Source organism: Bradyrhizobium sp. CB1717, from assembly GCF_029714325.1.
In the GTDB taxonomy this organism is placed as follows: Bacteria; Pseudomonadota; Alphaproteobacteria; order Rhizobiales; family Xanthobacteraceae; genus Bradyrhizobium.
Genome location: NZ_CP121666.1, coordinates 7780506 through 7799057 on the forward strand (window position 1 = coordinate 7780506; position 18552 = coordinate 7799057).

Genomic DNA, 18552 nt, shown 5'->3' on the forward strand with positions numbered 1-18552 from the left:
ATTTCACTAATCAAACGTAAGTAGAGTTGGCTGACCATACGACGCGCCCCCTGCCGACCGTCGGTGCACAAGAGGCTTCTCAATGCTCGCGTTCAACGTGGACGGAGTGAACGGGCGCGTGGTGGTGGCTGGCGCCCAGTTCGTGCAGTCTATGATGCAAGCGATGATGCGCAAGTTCCAGGGCAGCTCGCAGCCGCGAGTGTCGGGCTTCGTCGGACTTGGGAGCGAGCGTGTCCATATAGGCGATCGATCCCTCGATTTGCGCAAGGACAGACACTGCATCCGCGGTGGCAAAGATGGGCATACCGCCTACTTTGACATATACCGCACTGGTGTGCGCCGCAATGTCGGCCTCGCGGCCGGCGACACTGCCCCGAACCCGCACTGCGATCCAACATGACTCGCTGATGGACAGGGAGAGCTGCCCCTTGCACGACAAGCCCCCGCATCGAACCTCCTCGAGGACCGTGCCGTTACATATGAGTTCCACCCGCGCCGGCGGAACGCTGACCGATTCGATCCGCCAGTCGATCGTGAGGGTGCCGCCTGAACGGGGAAGGGCGACCGTGCCTCCAGGGCGACGTCCTTCAACGGTCATCTCAACCAGAGGTCCGACCGTGATGAACGTGTCCCCGCTGCGTACGGCATCCATCCAGTTGCGATACGTGAAGTCGCGTTCGCCCAGCCGCACATAGGTCCGCGAGCCCCCGAGGAGTGCGGCCGCGTCCATCTTGTCGGAGCCGGCTACCAGCGGCAGATGGTATCCGATGTTGAGGTAGCGATACCAGTCGGCAAGACCAAATGCGCTGATCTGCGCCGTCCGCGGGTTGAACGACATCATTTCGATGGCGTCGACAAGGCCGAGCACAATGTCGGCCGCACGTTCCGCCTGCGGGTTCGGCGCATGCGGCATTACGACCAGTCCCCCTTGCTGACGGCAGCGCTCCGCCCAGTCGGCCATGGTCGCTTCCAGAACATGGCCGATCGCAGCTTCGTTGGATCCGCCGCAAGAGAGCGGATTGATCATCTCACCTTCGTAACCGAGCAGCGATATGTGCCCCAGAACCTGCATCCGGTTCTCCGTGCCGACCCGAACCAGGAATTCTCCGTCCCCGCCGAAATCCTTTGCCCCGATCGTCGTGCGTCCGTCGAAATCGGCGACGTTGGTGAATAGCTCGCCCCACTGTGCAGCGAGCAAGTTGACGACGTTGACACCCTCCGCTTTGCCCTCAAGCAGCGCCGTCTGCGGGCTCAGGAAATGGACGTGCGTATCAGAGCTGACCCACCCCTGTTCGCGCCAGCGCAGTACACGATCTAGCTCAAAGGTGAGATTGTCCGTCGTTGCAGTGATTTCGACGATGGTGCGCAGCGGGCGCACCTCAAAACCCCTGCAGATCTCTACGAACACGGGCCCGAGCGGCAAGTCCGCCTCGCAACTGCCGTCCACGTAGGCGTACTGGTTCAGCCCATTGGCAAATTCGCCCGAGAAGTCCTCGAACCTGCCGGTATTGACCTTGCGGTGATGTCCCTTGGGTGGCAGATACTCTCCGTGCGCACCGTGGACATGCAGCCGCGCGGCAACGCGCACGCCGCTGCCCTTCTCCACGATGCGAATCTTGACCGGCCTTGTGGCCGGTTCGACTGTCGCCACGGTGAGCGAGGCGCCGCCTGCGTTACCGCCATCTTCCAACGATCGAAGATCGTACATGTGCAAGCGGCCATCCTCGGAGCGCAGATAGAGCCTTGCGTCCGGATGCGCGGAGTACTCGACGATGACTTCGCTGGCGGAGCGCACGGGCTGCACATCACCTTTGGCGCCCAGCCAATCCGCCCTGGAGTACTCGAGCACTGCGCGGGCCGAGATGACCGTGCCGAGGTCCATGCCGATCTGCTCGCCTCGATCGTCGACATCGAGCTCGCCAAGCTTGTTGAGATGAACCCCGGGCGGCAGCCTCACCTTCAGCTTGCAACGGCCCTGGAGGCGCAGCGGGTGCTGGGTGAGCTTTGTCGTGGTCACCGCGAACACGAGCGAGATTTCCTGTTCCGCGCGCAAGGTTAGCGCCGAAAGCTCCTTGTCCGGATAGGGATTCGGGAGCGCGTAAAGCCACAGGTTCTCACCCTGTCGATCCATGCGTCCCGATTGGGTGCGGGCCTCGCCCTGAAAGAAGCTCGCCCCCGGCGCTCTGCCGAGTACAAAGTCTTCGCCGGTGCTTGCATGCACGATGGGCGCGCGTAGCGGCAGGGCGGCGAACGCACTCGCACTCCAGGAGATGTGGTTCTGCTGGATCGCGAAGCGGCGCAGCACCGGCACTTCGGTCTCGGTCCCGTCGGCGTAGCGGAGCCCGTATGTCGCGATCCGGTCGCCAAGTAGATTGCCTTCCACAGGCAGCGTAGCCGGGCCGATCTCTCCAAAACCCTCGGGGCTTGTACCGGGGCGGTCTGCCGCCACTTGCACGAACAGCACATAGCTCGCCATTGCCCGCGGCAACGCAATTACGGCAGGAGGGGCCCCGGGGCGCAGCTCCAGCACATCCGGCCCCGTTTCGCTGGCGAAGAGAAAGGGCATGCCACGATGGGTCTGGAGCCCGCGAAGCGAATCGATCCAGCCAGTGTCACCCGGGCGAGCGCCGAACCCTTCGGCTTTTGCGCGGCTGGCGTTGAAATGTCGGTTCAAGTCCACAGGCGTGAAGTGCGGCGATGAAGGTGTTTTCATGCTTCGGACTCCAGTTTCAGCAACTCAGTGCCGCGTAAGCAGTCTTTGTGTTTTGAATGACTGCTCTCGCAAGGACGCTTGCGCCGACCCCATGCTCAAAGGGATACGCGCGAGCGCTCTTATGTTTTGCACCTGACGTGGACACTTTGCGTCTGCCGCGGGTACGGCGAAGCGCAGGGGCAGAGCGTGTTCATTCACCGATGTAGAGGCGCCCGCGCTTCTTGGCGATCTGGTAGACCAGCACGCTGAGGAGCGCGATCAACGATCCGTAGACGGGAAACATCCAGGCGATGTGCTCGCGTTGCAACCAGACCAGCAGATAGGGTGACGTCCCGCCAAACAAAGAGACGCCGAGCGCATAGCCGAGAGCCACTCCGGTGGTCCGCACGGCGCGCGGCATCAGCGTGGTGGCGATGAAGTTATAGAGGGCCATGTTGAAGCCGACGATCGCGCCGCCGAACACCGTGACAAAGAAGAACGTGACGATGCCTTTTTCCGAATAGAGCAGTGTCAGGAAGAAGCATGGGATGAGCAAAAGGCGCAGCATCGTGAACGCACGCGAGGGTCGCACCTTGTCCGCGAAAGCGCCGATAAGAGGCGCCGTTACCATCCAGATCAGGACCATCAGCGTCATGATCCCGTACACATACGTGCTGTTCTCCTTGAAGACTGTGTTTGCCATGTTCGGCAGACCGGTGTTCCAGGCATAGTTGGCGATCTGCACCGACCCGATCACCAGGATGACGGCGAGCAGCGAAAGGCGGACGCTCCATAGCGTTTTCCACACACCGCCAGTCGTTTCCTGAATGCGCGAAGACTCGTCTTGACGATGCATGGCTCGATTGATCAAGGTTTCCGGCACCGTCGTGCGCAGATAGATGATCAAAAGGCCGAGCACGCCACCGACCGCAAAGGGTATGCGCCAGGCCCACTCGCGCATGGCTTCAGGTGCGACGGAGGCGCTCACCAGGAAGGCAACCAGGCTGGATCCAAGGTTTCCTAACTGGATGAACGTGCCACCAATCAGACCGAGGTAGTGTCCCTCCTTTCCAGGTGGCGCCAATTCAATTGCAATGGCGTTGGCGACACCAGCCTCAGCGCCTGTGGCAAGCCCCTGAATTAGACGCATGATCAGCAGCGCTATGGCCGCCGTGACGCCGAGGTCCTTGTAAGTGGGCAGCAAGGATATCAAAAGCGAGCAAACCGCCATGGCCGTGACCGAGATCAGCATCACGCGCTTGTGGCTGATGCGATCTGCGACCGGCCCCAGCAAAACCGCGCCGAGCGGTCGTGCGCAAAAGCCCGCCCCATACACGGCCAGCCCCGCCAGCAGCGAGGTGGTGGGATCATCGGAAGGGAAGAAGTGCGGCGAGAGAAACGCTGCCATTACGCCGTAGACATTCCAGTCGTACCACTCCAGCGCCACCCCTCCTCCAAGGCCGGCGGTCATCCGCTTGTTGGCAGTTTGCTTGTCAAGCTGGATGGGTCCAGCGCTGGGCTGAGCAATGATGTTCATGGGTCCTCGGGCTTTGTTGATGACGTTAATGATGTTGCGGGTCGCGCGAGAACGAGCAGCCGCTCGTCGGCTCAACTGCGCCCGCCGCGATGGGGTCTACGAGAGCGGCGGCCTTGAGCAGGCCGGACCCGCGGAAGCCAGGAGAAAAAGGTGCCCGGGATGCCGACGGAAAGCCCGCCTGGCTTCATGTATTTGCGGGCCTCGCCTCACGAGTGGCCGTTGCACGACAATCGCGCAGGACGCCTCCATCGTTGCTTCCGACTTGCGCGGCGGCTCGCATAAAGCGCGCGCGACATTCCGTGCCATTCCCATGGCTAACCCTCCTCCTGTTGCTCTAAGCGCGCTTCTGAAGAAGCTGATGTTCTTGTTGGACAGCGCGGCGTCGCAAGACCGCCGCAGCGTCAATGAGATCCTTCAGATGCGACCCACCGGCCGCACGCTTCCGGTTTCCCGCATTCATCGGGCATTTTGACACCAATCTTTGAAATCGATTTCACGATCAATAGGAATTCGGAACCGTGGAGTCAAGCCGCTTTTCAAGGCTGAGGTCCGCCTTATGGGGCCCATCTTCAGCCCGCCTAGAGCTTGTGGCGTCAGCGCCGCGTGCGGCTGATACCGTGAAAATAGCCCTCAAAGAGCGTCGTTGCTAAGAAATCGATTTCAGTTTAAGGGCCTGACTCCCATATTCCTTCAGGAGAACCGCTCCATGACGAAGACGTCCGATCTCATCCTGTCGACATCTGTCGCGCCCCACGTGCGCCTTTTGACGCTGAACAGGAAATCGAAACGAAACGCCTTAAGCAACGACATGATCGTGGATCTAGGCGCCACCTTGCGCGATGCCGCAATCGACGAAGATGTCCGCTGTGTCGTGCTTTGTGGCAGTGATGCGTTCTTCTCTGCCGGCGCGGACATCAAGGAGATGCGAGAGCGCGGCTTTGAGGCAATCGACAATTCCGCGCGACGTTCTGCCTGGAGGGATGTCGTCAATTTCCCCAAGCCTCTCATTGCCGCAGTCGAGGGCATATGCTTCGGCGGCGGCCACGAATTGGCACTGCTCGCGGATATCGTGATAGCAGGCGAAGGGGCGGTATTTGGGCAGCCTGAGATCAACATCGGGATATTGCCGGGCGACGGCGCTACGCAAAGGCTGACACGCGTGGCTGGCAAGTCGCTGGCCATGCTGATGATCCTGAGCGGCCAATCCATCACGGCGCGGATCGCGATGCAGGCCGGCCTTGTGGCGGAAGTTGTCGAAAGCGGCAGGGCGCAGATTCGTGCGCTCGAACTAGCCGATCTGATTGCGCAAAAGCCTCCCCGTTCGGCTGAACTTGCCAAAGCCGCCGTTCTCGCCGCGTTTCAGACCACGCTGGACGCCGGGCTCGAGTTTGAGCGCCAAGCGATCCGGTTTGCCTTCAGCACAGCTGACCAACAGGAAGGCATGAACGCCTTCTTCGAGAAGAGGCCGCCGAACTATCGCGGGAACTAGGTATCGCGATCTGCCCGCATGCGGCCCCAGCGAAGCCGGCCCGTGCAACATGGGGCATTCAACACTCCTTCGGGTCGACCAGGCCGGCGCTACGGGCGACGATCTCGTATTGGCCGGCCCTTGCCACACCAACATACATGTTCATCCTGCAGTGGCGCCTGCCCGGCACCATCTCCGCCGGCCCGCCAGGCCCTTGCGCAAGCTTTGCGTGGTCGAGCGCGGCGGCGACCGCGTCGCGGTCAATTGTACCGGCTTCCTTGACTGCGGCTTCCCACAGCTTCAACCCTCGATAAGTGCCGGTCGCGGCGCTGCCTGCTGAGAACCGGAACTTGCCAGGAAACTGCTTTTCGTAAGTCGACTGAATTTTGGCGCTCACCGGATCTTCCACCGCGAACGCCCTGTAATAGTCCAGGCTGCTGGCGAGGCCTTCGATCTCGTGAGCCTGATTCATTTCGAGCGTGTTCTCGTCGTAGTAGACGCAGCCCAGCTGCCCCCCATTCCTCGAAAAGCCCGCTTCATAAAGCTGTTTGAAGAAGGAGCCTACGCCCGGGGGGATGACGCTGTTGAATACCACGTCTACTTTGTTGGACGTGATGCGGCTCACGGTCGATGAAAAATCGATCTGGTCGAGGGGATAGTACTCCTCGAACACCACCTCCCCGCCGCTACTCTCGATCACCTTGCGCGCATAGGCGTTGATTGTTTGTGGCCAGACGTAGTTGGAGCCAGGCAACGCGAAGCGTGTGCCACCATTCTTGATCAGCCAGGGGATGAACCGGTCGCAATTCTGCGCCGGTGCCGGGCCGGTGCAGAACAGATAGGGCGTGCACTCCCTGCCTTCGTAGGCCTGCGGATAGATGTAGAGCGTCTTGCCACGAGAGATGATGATGTCCTTGATGGCGTTGCGCATCGAGCTCGCAATGCCACCGAGCACCAGGTCGACCTTGTCTCGCTGAATCAGCTTGCGGACATTGCCAACAGCGATGGACTCGTTGGACGCAGTGTCCTCGATCAGGAGCTCGATGGGGCGCCCCAGCAGACCACCAGTCTCGTTGATCTCATTGACCACCATGCGAGCGACATTGGCGTCGGTATTCCCGGCAAAGCCGAGTGCCCCCGTAAGGTCGGTGGCAATGCCTATCCTGATCGGGCCTTCGGCGGCGTTGGCCCAGTCAGGACGGATCACCCAGCTGCCCGGCCCGGCCGCAATGGCCGCAGACGCAAAGGCGAAATTGCGGAGAAAGCGGCGGCGGCTGAGTTGTCGGTGATCATTCAACATTGGAACTGACCTCCCTTTAGCTCATGGCCCTGAAATCCACGTGCCCTGCTCTTTCCGGCGGGCCGCGGCAGCCTGAAAGCTATCCCTCGTTTTGAGTTTCAATCAGCCTCTTCAGCTCATGTTTGGGTAAGATCGCGTAACGAAGGCAGCATTCAGGACAGTCTGAAAAACTCCTTCGCGTTCTCGCCAAGGATTCTGATTGCCAAGCGCTCTGCGTCTCGCGACCGGAAGTAACCGTTCGCGACTTTTTCGTTCAGAACCTCGCCGATCAACCGGCGCGCGCCCTGTATCGCGGCAAACGTCTCCTCAACGTGAAGACAATCTCCTCCAATCATCATTCGCGATTCATCTGGCAAGACTTCAATGGCTTCTTTGAGGGCGAGCTTGAAATGTGACGGGCTCAACAGAAAAGACCAGCACAAATCAAGCCAGACATTTCGGTACACAAAGGCCATTCCCAACAGGTCCCGGCTCCATGGATAGGCCAAATGCATCAGCAGAAAGCGGGTCCGAGGATGACGCTCAATCAACCCGGTCATGCGCAGGGGGTGGGAGCCGCTTATGATTGCCGTTCCAAGATGAGTTTGGACTGGCAGGTCGGCCTCGCCTGCGAGTTGGCAAAACAAGTCGACGACAAAGTCGCAGAACGCCTTGCGCGCCGCAGGGGATGGAGATCTTTGTCCCCAAGCCTGCCGAGCCAGTTCCTCATCCGGTTCGTCAAAGCTTAGATTCCGGTCATAGGCGAGTGCGTTTTTGAGCGCAACGTGATTGCGCCGGGCGCAGCCGGCTACGAGCTCACGGATTGCGTCGCAATAATCATCGAAGGTTTTCACCTCCAGGCCGAGGCGCCGCAGCAACGTATGCCCACAATTTCCATTATGATCGCGAGATTCGGGATGCCAGCCGAGGGCGAATGCGTTAATGCGCAGGACCGCATCGTAACTTTGCCCAAGGACCGGCCGCGGATCCATCAACGGATCGAGAAACGGGTCCGTTACGATCCTTCCGATGCCGGCCCGCCCAATCACTTCACTTGGCCATGTCGCCTCCTTGTGACGCAAGCGCACTGACTCGTCTACCGCCTCCCAGTTGTCGCGCGTGATTCCAGTGTCGGCGACGCCGTAAAGCTCGGCGACTCCGCGGACGAGGTTACGGACGAATGCGTTCGATCCGCTCCTCTCGAGGAACGGAGCAAGGGCCTCCCAGTTGGTCGGCTCGGTAGGGCTAGATATCACTTCGATCGTTGCCTTGGGCTCGGATGGCAGCACGTGGCTCGTCCAAGCCGCATAGCTCTGTTGGAGCAGTTTCAACAGATTTACGTCCGGGCTGTGTGCGACCTCGGGCATGTGATGTTCATGGACATCGACGACTTGGCACGCATTGACAAAATCGCTGATGGTTTCGGACATGGACCCTCTCTGCTCAGCCATCTCAAGGAACTCGAATGCGCCACCTTCCACCAGGGAGTGGCCGCCGGCGAACGCCTCTACGGCGCCAGATACGTCAACAGCCGCGGGTCGTTGCGCAGTTGTTGCGCCGGGCCCGAAAGCGCGACACGGCCGCGATCGAGCACATAGGCCTGCTCCGCTACACGCATTGCGAGGTCGAGATGTTGCTCGACGATGATGATGGCGATCTCTCCGGCTAGCTCGACCAAGCGCTCGGTGATCTCCTCGATGACGCCGATCCAGACACCCTCGGTCGGCTCATCCAGCAGGAGGAGTTTCGGGTTTCCGAGGATCGCGCGCCCGATTGCGAGCATCTTGCGCTCGCCACCGGACAGCGTTCCGGCCGGCTGATCGAGGCGCTGGCCGAGTTTCGGAAACATCCTCATCACCCGGTCCACTGCCGATCCATCGCGGTGCAAAAGCGATCCGACGGCGAGATTGTCACGCACGGAGAGGCGCGCGAACACTGAATGCTCTTGCGGCACATATCCAATGCCGGCCCGCACCCGCACTTCGGTCCGCCGGCCATCGATGTCTTGGCCGTTGAACTGCAGGCAGCCCTTCCATGCCGGCAGTTCGCCCACAATCGCTTTCATGAGCGTGCTCTTTCCGGCGCCGTTGCGGCCGAGGACGGCCACCCCGCCACGCCGCGGGATGGCCATATTGACTCCGAACAAGACTTGGCTACGTCCATAGCCGGCATCGAGATGCTTGATATTGAGGAATTCAGGCACGGCGCAAATAAATCTCCTGGACGCTTCTGTTGGCTTGGATCTCGGCAACCGTTCCTGACGCCAGCACCTTGCCCTGATCGAGCACGGTCAGGCGGTCACAGATGTCGCGGATGAAATCCAGGTCGTGCTCCACGATGACGATCGAGCAATGCGGTTTGACCGGCTGCAGCAATTCGCCGGTGACGCGGCGCTCCTCCAGGCTCATGCCGCCGGTGGGCTCGTCCAACAGCAGCAGACGCGGTCGGCATGCGAGCGCCATCGCGATCTCCAACCATTGCTGCTGCCCGTGAGATAGGGTCGCCGCAGCATCAAAGGCGCGATCGGCGAGCCGGAACTGGAGGAGCAGCGTCATGACCTCCTCGTGCAGTCGTCCCCGAGTGCGCGAGAACGCCAGGTCAAGCAGTGACGACCGGGCCTGCAGTGCGAGCAGAATGTTGTCGTAAAGCGTGAGGGTCGGTAGCACGGCGGTGATCTGGAATTTCAGGCTCATGCCGGCTCGCGCACGCTCTGGCGGCGTAAACGAGGTGACGTCAGTGTTGATGAACGTCACCTTACCTCGGGTCGGCACGAGCGCACCTGCAAGACACTTCATCAGCGTGCTCTTGCCCGAGCCGTTCGGCCCGATGAGGCCATGAAACTCACTCTCGCCGACGGTGAGCGCCGCTCCGTCCAGAGCGGTGAGCTTGCCAAAGACCTTGGAGATGCCGGCGGCTTCAAGGAGCGGCATTGCGCTTCTCCTTGAGGCTCGGGCCGAAATGACCTACACGTTCCCGCTCGCCCAACACGAGGCTGATCAAGCCGAGGGGCCGGAACAGAATGACGAGCAACAGCAGAACGCCGAGAATGATCGGCCAAATATCGCGATAGTTGTCGGACAGCCAGAAGCTGAGTCCCTCGACAATCGCCGTGCCGATGACCGCACCGATCAATGTCCCGGAGCCGCCGAACAAGACGTAGAGCACGACCTGAGTCGACATGACCACGCCCAGCATGTTCGTCCAGACGAACCCCTCGTGAAACGCATAAAGGCTACCGGCAGTACCTGCAATCGCGCCGCTGATTGCGAATATGATCGCCTTCAAATGTTGCACTTTGTACCCGAAGAAGGCGATCCGCTGTTCGTTCTCTCGCAATCCCGCCAGCGCGAGGCCGAACTGGGATCGCAACAGAAAGCGCGACAGAAGGTAGATTAAAACTAGAATGGCGAGCACCAGGTAGTAGAAACCTGGGCCCTCGCTCAATTCGTGCGAGCCGATTGTCATCGGTTGGATCGACGGAATACCGTTCTGACCGCCAAGATAATGTGAACCTCTCGCCAGGCGGTCAGCTGCGTAAGCTCCGGTCATAGTGCCAAGCGAAACGAAGACCACACTGGAGGGGTGACGGCCGAGCAGCAGGAAGCCCGCCAGCAACAATGCGGCCACAAAGCCTATCAGGGTTCCGGCCGGAAGAACGGCAAAGATCGATCCAACCCCGAAATCGCGAGAAAGCAGCGCCACACCGTAGCCGGCCATGCCGAAGAACAGCGACTGACCCAAGCTCAAGATACCCGCATAGCCCCACACCAGATCGAACGATAACGCGAAGAGGCACAGAATGAGCACTCGTGTCGCATAGACAGTGATGTAATCCCGCAAGACGAGAGGTGCGATGGAAGCGGCAATCAGCAACGCTAGTTCGAGAATCGGAAGCACCTTCTTTCGCCCTGCGAAGGCAGATGCCATGAGGGGCGAACGAGCAGCTTCAATGACGCGTGGCGGGGGCTGTATGCCAGTGCCGGTCGATGACATCAGCACTCCTTCGGATCGACCAGGCCGGCGCTGCGCGCGACGATCTCGTACTGGCCGCCCTTCGCCACTCCGATGTACATCTTCATCCTGCAGTGCCGCTTGCCGGGCGCCATCTCGGCAGGCCCGCCCGGCCCTTCCGCAATTTTCGCGTGGTCGAGGGCGGCGGCTACCGCGTCGCGGTCAATTGTACCGGCCTCCTTCACTGCAGCTTCCCACAGCTTCAGTCCTCGATAGGTGCCGGTAGCGGCGCTGCCTGCCGAGAACCGGAACTTGGCAGGGAATTGTTTGTCGTAAGCCGATTGAATCCTGGCGCTCACTGGATCCTCCGCCGCGAGCACCTTGTAGTAGTCGAGGCTGCTCGCAAGCCCTTCAATCTCATGGGCCTGGTTCATTTCCAGGAAGTTTTCGTCGTAATAGACGCAGCCCAGCCGCCCGCCGTTTTTGGAGAATCCGGCTTGGTAGAGCTGTTTGAAAAACGGGCTAACGCCGGGCGGGACAATGGCGTTGAAAACCACGTCTACTTTGTTGGATATGATGCGGTTAACCGTAGAGGAAAAGTCGATCTGATCGAGCGGGTAGTATTCTTCAAAGACGACTTCGCCACCACTGCTCTGGATCACCTTGCGCGCATAGGCGTTAATTGTTTGCGGCCAAACATAATTGGAGCCAGGTAGGGCAAAGCGTTTGCCACCATTTTTGATCAACCAGGGAATGAACTGGTCGCAATTTTGAGCCGGTACCGGCCCGGTGCAGAACAGAGAGGGCGTGCACTCTTTGCCTTCGTAACCTTCCGGATAGATATAGAGCGTTTTGCCGCGAGAGATAATGACGTCCTTGATCGCATTGCGCATCGAACTCGAGATACCGCCGATCACCAAGTCGACCTTGTCTCGCTGAATCAGCTTGCGCACATTTCCCACGGCGACGGATTCGTCGGAGGCAGTATCCTCAATCAGGAGTTCGATCGGGCGTCCCAACAGGCCGCCGGAGTCGTTGATCTCCTTGACCAGCATGCGAGCGACATTGGCGTCGGTGTTGCCGGCAAAGCCGAGTGACCCCGTAAGATCGGTCGCAATGCCGAGCCTAATCGGACCTTCCGCAGCGTTCGCCCAGTCCGGGCGAATCACCCAGCTCCCGGGGCCCGCGGCGATGGCCGCAGAAGCGAAGGCAAAATTGCCGAGAAAGCGGCGGCGGCTCAGTTGACGGTTGGCGTTGATCATCGGTTGACCCCTCTTCCCGAAATTAGGCCTTGCGGCCGGAACTTGATGAAAATGATGGCGAGCACGAACACCAGAACGTCGGCGATGACCGGCGACATCAGCCAAGGCAACCAGGCACTGAACGTGCCGATGACGCTGGCGCCCGCGACCGGGCCCGCGAAGGACCCGACGCCGCCGACCATCACGGCAACAAAACTCTGGATAAGAAATCGGATGCCGAGATCGGCGAACAGCGAAAAGACCGGCACGATCAGCGCGCCGGCGAGGCCCGCGAGCGCCGCGCCAAACGCAAAGGTGACGCTGTAGATCATGCCCGTGGAGATGCCCGAGGCACGCGCTAGCTGTGGGTTCTCCAGCGAGGCGCGGACTCGCAGGCCGAACGAGGTATGGGCAAGCAGTGCATGGCTCGCGGCCATCACCAGCAAAGTGATTATGACGATGACGCTCCGCCAGGCGGCGAAATGCAGGCCACCGATCATGATAGAGCCACTGATTGGCTCCGGCACGGAGAGATAGAGTCCGCCGGTCAGGCCGCGCACGGCTTCACGAATGATCAGCCCGAGCGCATAGGTGCCAAGCATGGCGACGATTGGAGCGGCGTAGAACCGTCGCACCACGACTTTTTCCAGCACGAAACCAAGCGCGCCGACCGCGACGGGCGCAACAAGCATGCCGAGCGGGACCGGCAAACCGAGGCTGTGCACGAGATAAGTGACGTAGGCGCCCAGCAGGACGAACTCGCCCTGGGCGAAGTTGAAGATACCCATCATGCTGGCAATGATTCCGAGGCCGAGCACGACCAGGACAACGATCGCGCCGAAGCTCAAGATTTCGAACATGGCGATAAGTAGCGTATCCATGCCGCTGCCTCAGATTCCTTGAGATTGCGAGCACATCTTCTTCACCCCGATCGTTTGAAGGGGTGAGCTACTCGTTGGAAACGAAGGGCTGCTGGCACGAGAGTGCTCCTAGAAGGTCATCCCGGCAATGGGAGTTGCAGGCGATGGTGGGCTTCTCGGTCGGCCCGCCTATCGGCGCTTCATTCACGACATGCTGCGCGAGATTGCCTAGAGAAACGTAGGGAGGTCTGAGTAATGTTGGGTAATGTTCGCCGGGCAACCGACATTGCGCCCGCGTAAAGAGAGCCGCCGGCGGGCCGCGAACGTTCTCGCCAGGCCAATTTCAATTCAGCCAAAACGATAGGAGAGCTACCCGCATGTCCTAACCGAGTCGCAGGGGGCGCAAATGCGTTCCGCCGCGAACGATGTCGAACCATTGGAAGAAATCAGGTGAAATGACGCACCACTTGACTATGCCGCAGGCTGTTTGTTCAGTACTGAAAAGCTCATTGCGGCCGAAGCCTGCCTTGCCAACCAGCGGAAATGTAGATTCAATTCGCCCCGCAAACCTGTTTTACAAGGTTTGAAGCAACTTGTCGGACGCCGGAGGCGTGTCATTATACTCTTCTAGCCGCCTGACGACGGCGCATGACAACCCGCTTCGGTCGGCGAACTCTTTCACCGACCAGTTCAGCATTACCGGGGCCTCGCAACTGCCTCCCGGTGAGCGTTCATACGGGCCGACGGTTGCGACGATCTTGGCGTGGCGTGAGCGGCGCATCGTGCCCCTCCAGTTCATGAGATCATAGTTGCATGAAGCCCGGCAGGGCTCATAACGTGTTTATAGCGGTGCTGGTTGGCCATGCGCACTCTCGCTTTACTTCTGGTCCGTCGTCGCGGGGGAACAGGAGAGAACATTCGGCTTACGCTCATGATGCCGCCGCGGGCTGCTCCTGTCGCGCCGACCGCACGATGCTGTGGACCGCGCGGTAGGCGAACACGATCGCCGGCCCGATTGTAATGCCTGCCCCAGGATAGATTCCACGCATCGGCGAGGTCATGTCATTGCCGCAGGCATAAAGTCCTGCGATCGGCGCCCCATTTCCATTCAGGACCTGTCCCTCTGCATCTGTTGAGAGGCCGGTCGCCGTCCCAAGGGTTGCCGGGACAATTGGGAGTGCGATGAATGGGCCGCTCTTGATAGGCCCAAGGTTCGGGTTTTTCTTTCCGACCGCCGGATCTCCCAGCGTGCGGTTGAAAGCCGATTCCCCCCGGTTGAAGAGCGGATCGCGTCCTTCAGCTGCGTGGGCATTGTGTTCTTCAACGGTCTTTTGGAGCTCGTCGGGGTCGAGCCCCAATTCCGCTGCAAGCTCCGCAATAGTCCGGCCGATCTCGATGTAGCCCAACCGGGCATACTTGTTGATACTCAATGTCCATGGCCAGGGGAGCAGATGTCCCATGCCCCTGAGGCGAACGAATTCCTTGTCGCAGATGAAATAGAACCGCTTGTCCGCCGGATAACCGTTGTTGAACATGGCAAGGCAGATATCATGATACGAATTGGATTCATTGACGAAGCGCTTGGCATTTGGCCCCACCGCGATGACGCCTGGACGGCCACGATCGAGCCAGCCGTACGGGACCACTTGCAAGGAGCGGCCGTTCCTGAGGATCGAGACGGGCGTCCAGAAGCCGCTCGATGCAACGTCATTATCGATCGCAGCTCCGAGCTTGCCTGCGAGCGCAATACCATCGCCGGTGACATCGCTGTGGGCGAGCGTATCATTGTGCTGGTGGGCTCCGCTGAGCTGGGCGCGTAATTTCCCGTTCCGCGCAAAGCCACCGGTTGCCAGGATCACTCCGTGCGAGGCGCGGACGCGGAGATCTCTGCCATCCCGCTTGAGGAGTGCGCCAGTAACTCTCCCTCCCTCCCTCGTCAGATCTACCGCCGGGCAGCGTGGCCGGATTTCAACGCCATATCTACGAAGGCTTACCAATAACCGCGCAATCAGCGCATTCCCGCCACTGAGTTCAGTGCCCCTCCTGTAGCGCAGCCGGTCGCCTGCGTAGCGGCTGACCCGGCGCAGGACGTGTTTGAGCGAGGCAGCCGACTGGAAGGGGTTGAGGAAACTTCTGACCTCGCCGGACGAAATCATCATGCCGCCGAGCACGACGCGAATCGGATCACCTATCAGGTCGAAATCCTTGCCGAGAAGCCGTCCGTCGTAAGGTGCTGGGCTCAGCGCCCGCCCCTTGTCGACCCCGCCGATTTGGCTGGAATGATAATCTGGAGCGGAGGCCAGTGTGAACTTCACTTCGCTCCCATTCTCCAAGCTGGCGAGCGCCGTTGGGCCGTCTTCAAGATAAGCGTCCACGAACTCGGGGCGATAGTAATTGCCAAGTTCGTGTTGCAGATAGGTCTTCACTTTCGCAATCGAATCATCGATTTTCGCGGCTCGGGCCTGTATTGAGCATGGAACCCAGATCATGCCGTTCGACAGGGCGGTCGTGCCACCGAGCCGGTCAGACTTCTCGCACACCGTCACGCGAAGCCCGGCCTTTGCCGCATAGAGCGCTGCGGACAGTCCGGCCGCGCCGCTACCGATCACGAGCACGTCCGTCTCCAAATCGTGCGTTGGCTTGCTTGCTTTGGAGAAGGAAGCGGCATTGGGTTTCAATTCGGCGACTGGGCTATTCATTCGTGCCTCGGTGCAGATTCTGCAGTGGATGCTGACGCTCTCGCGTGAGCGGAACGGCTTTGAATTCAGCGGCAGCAGCCTTCACCGCCCGCTCGATCGGGATCCGTTCGATGGAGGAGGCGCCAACGAATCCGACACATCCGGTCGATCGGTAGACTTCCGAGGTATCCTGGGGCTCAGCGATTGCCCCCCCATGGCAGAGAAGGGTGACGTCCGGGCGGACAGCTTGAGCTGCAGCATTGATGTCGTTGATGCGCCTGATGGCCTCTTCAATCGACTGTCCCTCCTCATGCCCCACAAGCCCGCCGCGCGTTGCGCCGACATGTGGGACGATGCAGTCGGCTCCCGCCGTTGCCATCGCTTTGGCGTCGTGCGGGCTTGCGACGTAGGCGAGCGAGAAGATGTTCTTCTTGCGAGCGGCCGCGATCATCTCAACTTCACGCTCAAAGCCGAGCCCGACGCGGCCTCGACGCTCACGCCATTTCTCACCCATCGTTGAAATGGTCGGGTAGTTGATCACGCCGGAGAAGCCGGCAGCCCAGAACTTGTCCAGAAGATCATCGAGGTCGAGCCGGAGGGGATCCCACGCCTCGACACCGCCTATAACAGGAACGGAGGAGACGACATTGCGGATCTCCGCCGCCAGCTCAAGCGTTCGCGCATTGGAATCGCCGATCCGGCTCGTCGGCAGCCCCATCAACCGCGATAACCCAGTACTGTAGACCACGAGCATGTCAGCCCCGCCCAGAGCTGCGCATTTTGCGACGAGCCCGCAACTGCTCGCCGCGGCAAGCACTGCCTTTCCCGCCTCAACTTGAGCTGTGATCTTTGCGAGTATTTCGGGCCGATCAAACATCCGCACGGGAGGACCCTCCTGGTGTCAGTCGTTCAACGATCCACGATGCGGCCGCGTCCGCAAATTCCGGATCGTTGATGTGACAATCCAGCTCGCGAGCGATGATCGAGGGCGGGAGGTTTTGCCTGACAGCATCGAACCAGGCTCTATCGGCTTCAGGATTTCGAAAGATTCCACCGTCCCGGTCATAGTCAGACACCCCCTTGGCCGGCCACAACACGAGGGCGGGCGCCTTTGCTTGCGAGAGGCGCTCTGCTGTGAGCGTGCCTATGCGCTCGTTCTCCGAGGCGGTCGTGCGCATGAGCGTCGTGAAGGGGGTATGCGAATAGAATTGGCGCCCCTTGAACTCGGCAGGCACGCTCGAGGGAGGGCCAAAGTTCACCATGTCGACAGCTCCCGGTGCGATAAGCTGAGGAATCATGCGGTGAGAAGCTGCTTTGAGCCGATCCGGACCTGCACTGGCCGTGCCGCCGACCAGCTCGTCAGCGAGCTCGGTTGTGGTCAAATCGATCACCGCATCGAACTCACCGGCGGACACGAGCTGCTCCATCTTGCGGCCCCCAGCGCCATTGGCCGGAAAGACAACCGCGTCGACGCCTGCCTCTGCCAGCCGCGCTACACAGCGATTTGCCGCCGGCGTCGTGACCCCAAAGGCAGTGATCGCAACAGTCTTTCTCTTCCGCCGCTCTCGAGCAGGCACATAGCGCATCGCCGCAATGGCGCGCCCTGCATTGTCCAGAACGCGTTCGGTGAACGCGTTGATTCCGAACAGATCGATCAGGGTCGGATAGAGGATGATGTCATGGTGGAGGGCGAGTTCGGCCAGGAGGGCTGGCCTCGCGCTGCTCACCAGCAGCTTTGGGAATCCATACGGCAAATCCGATACAACTTCACCGAAGACTGCGCTACCTTTGCCGCCCGCCACTCCGACGGCGGCGTCGATCGCACCTGATCGGAGGAGCTTCTTGACTTCTTCACGCGCGCCCGCGGCTATTTCCCGTAAGAGCTCAGCGGGTGCAGCCACCCGTTCAGCGCTGCTATCCGCCTCGCTTCTGCACCTCCTGTTTGATGTGCCTACATCAATCGTAAGAGTCTTGCGGCCCCACTGTTCGATGACGCGCGCGAGATAAGCGCTTTCGCGGCCCTTTGTGTCCAAGGTTGCGATAATCGCGACCTTGCCCGCAAGATCGGAGGCGTGACCATCCCGGACCGACCTCAGGTCGCCCTCGCAATGGTGAGACACGATCTTCCTCCTAGACGTTTCTGGACATTTGGAGGTCTAGATCGAAGTAAAATGGCTCATAAGCCCGGATACGAGCGCACCTGGGTAAAGTTGGGTAGGTGCCAAGCAGCCATATGAGCAGCAGCCGCTTCGCGGAGAACTCGAAATCCCAAACAATTAGATTCTGAGACTGTCAGGGCTCGTCCAAGGCGATCAAAGTAACCCATTGAAACGGTCCCTTAATTGACGCCGCCTCCAGGCTCGTCTTAAACAGAACAGGAACGATCAAGCCAATCTTGGTGCAAAAATTTCCCGCGGGAGACCGCGCGCCGAACCCCGGAGCCGGAATCCCATGTCCCGCTTCACCGCACGATTGTCGCCCCAAGGGACTGAACGCTTCGAGGTCAAGGCCGACGCCTGCAAGGGGCTAGCGATCCGAGTAACGGCTTCGGCAGGAAGAGCAGGCCGCGCGCAACCGCTTCGAGGAAGTGAAGGCCCGTGCCGATGCTACGGCAGCGGGCCAATTGACGGCAGCTTTGCCAGAGTTTTTCGCGCTAGGAAACGGCACGGCTCGTGGAATATTGCTGGAAAGGATGATCGGTTGCAGCGGCTGTCCTCCGATATGCTTCTTCAGTTGAAGGCCAGCAGTCCCAGCTTTGATGATAGTCAAGTTGACGTCAGTCACAAGGTCCAAGTCTACGCGGCGGCACTCGACAAAAGGCTGAAGTACTATCGCGCTGCCGGCTG

13 protein-coding genes are annotated in these 18552 nt (G+C 60.2%); 1 reads left to right on the forward strand and 12 read right to left on the reverse strand.

Going from position 1 to position 18552, the window contains the following annotated elements; genetic code table 11:
* Nucleotides 1–79: 79 nt before the first annotated feature.
* The gene (locus QA649_RS36165; RefSeq protein WP_283021363.1) at nt 80–2713 is read right to left on the reverse strand and encodes a CehA/McbA family metallohydrolase; all 2634 of its coding nucleotides are present in this window, start codon (nt 2711–2713) and stop codon (nt 80–82) included.
* A 190-nt stretch (nt 2714–2903) separates the two neighbouring features.
* Nucleotides 2904–4229 (reverse strand): MFS transporter, encoded by a 1326-nt coding sequence (locus QA649_RS36170; protein WP_283021364.1) that lies wholly within the window; start codon nt 4227–4229, stop codon nt 2904–2906.
* Between the two features lie 706 nt (nt 4230–4935).
* Here QA649_RS36170 and QA649_RS36175 point away from each other — a divergent pair.
* Nucleotides 4936–5718: an enoyl-CoA hydratase-related protein gene (locus QA649_RS36175; RefSeq protein WP_283021365.1), complete on the forward strand. Its 783-nt coding sequence runs from the start codon at nt 4936–4938 to the stop codon at nt 5716–5718.
* 58 nt (nt 5719–5776) lie between these two features.
* On the opposite strand, the gene QA649_RS36180 is transcribed toward QA649_RS36175, so the two are convergent.
* From QA649_RS36180 to QA649_RS36225, 10 genes are all read right to left on the reverse strand, one after another.
* Entirely contained in the window at nt 5777–6997 is a 1221-nt protein-coding gene (locus tag QA649_RS36180; protein WP_283021366.1) for a substrate-binding protein, read from the reverse strand.
* A gap of 152 nt (nt 6998–7149) precedes the next feature.
* Nucleotides 7150–8406 (reverse strand): amidohydrolase family protein, encoded by a 1257-nt coding sequence (locus QA649_RS36185; RefSeq protein ID WP_283021367.1) that lies wholly within the window; start codon nt 8404–8406, stop codon nt 7150–7152.
* A 77-nt stretch (nt 8407–8483) separates the two neighbouring features.
* On the reverse strand, nt 8484–9179 hold the full coding sequence (locus tag QA649_RS36190; protein ID WP_283021368.1) for an ABC transporter ATP-binding protein: 696 nt from the start codon (nt 9177–9179) through the stop codon (nt 8484–8486).
* Nucleotides 9172–9906 carry an ABC transporter ATP-binding protein gene (locus tag QA649_RS36195; protein ID WP_283021369.1) on the reverse strand — a complete coding sequence of 245 codons (735 nt, stop codon included), beginning with the start codon at nt 9904–9906 and terminating at the stop codon, nt 9172–9174. The genes QA649_RS36190 and QA649_RS36195 overlap by 8 nt, the downstream gene beginning before the upstream one ends.
* Nucleotides 9893–10903 carry a branched-chain amino acid ABC transporter permease gene (locus QA649_RS36200; RefSeq protein ID WP_283026174.1) on the reverse strand — a complete coding sequence of 337 codons (1011 nt, stop codon included), beginning with the start codon at nt 10901–10903 and terminating at the stop codon, nt 9893–9895. Before QA649_RS36200 ends, QA649_RS36195 begins: the two co-directional genes overlap by 14 nt.
* 65 nt (nt 10904–10968) lie before the next feature.
* Entirely contained in the window at nt 10969–12189 is a 1221-nt protein-coding gene (locus tag QA649_RS36205; RefSeq protein WP_283021370.1) for a substrate-binding protein, read from the reverse strand.
* Nucleotides 12186–13049, reverse strand: coding sequence for a branched-chain amino acid ABC transporter permease (locus tag QA649_RS36210; protein ID WP_283021371.1), 864 nt, complete (start codon nt 13047–13049; stop codon nt 12186–12188). Before QA649_RS36210 ends, QA649_RS36205 begins: the two co-directional genes overlap by 4 nt.
* 908 nt (nt 13050–13957) lie before the next feature.
* Nucleotides 13958–15727, reverse strand: a complete 1770-nt coding sequence (locus QA649_RS36215; RefSeq protein ID WP_283021372.1) for an FAD-dependent oxidoreductase — start codon at nt 15725–15727, stop codon at nt 13958–13960.
* A complete protein-coding gene (locus QA649_RS36220) occupies nt 15720–16583 on the reverse strand; it encodes a phosphoenolpyruvate hydrolase family protein (RefSeq protein ID WP_283026175.1) in 864 nt (287 codons plus the stop codon). Before QA649_RS36220 ends, QA649_RS36215 begins: the two co-directional genes overlap by 8 nt.
* Nucleotides 16576–17826 carry a Tm-1-like ATP-binding domain-containing protein gene (locus tag QA649_RS36225; protein ID WP_283021373.1) on the reverse strand — a complete coding sequence of 417 codons (1251 nt, stop codon included), beginning with the start codon at nt 17824–17826 and terminating at the stop codon, nt 16576–16578. The genes QA649_RS36220 and QA649_RS36225 overlap by 8 nt, the downstream gene beginning before the upstream one ends.
* Nucleotides 17827–18552 lie beyond the last annotated feature (726 nt).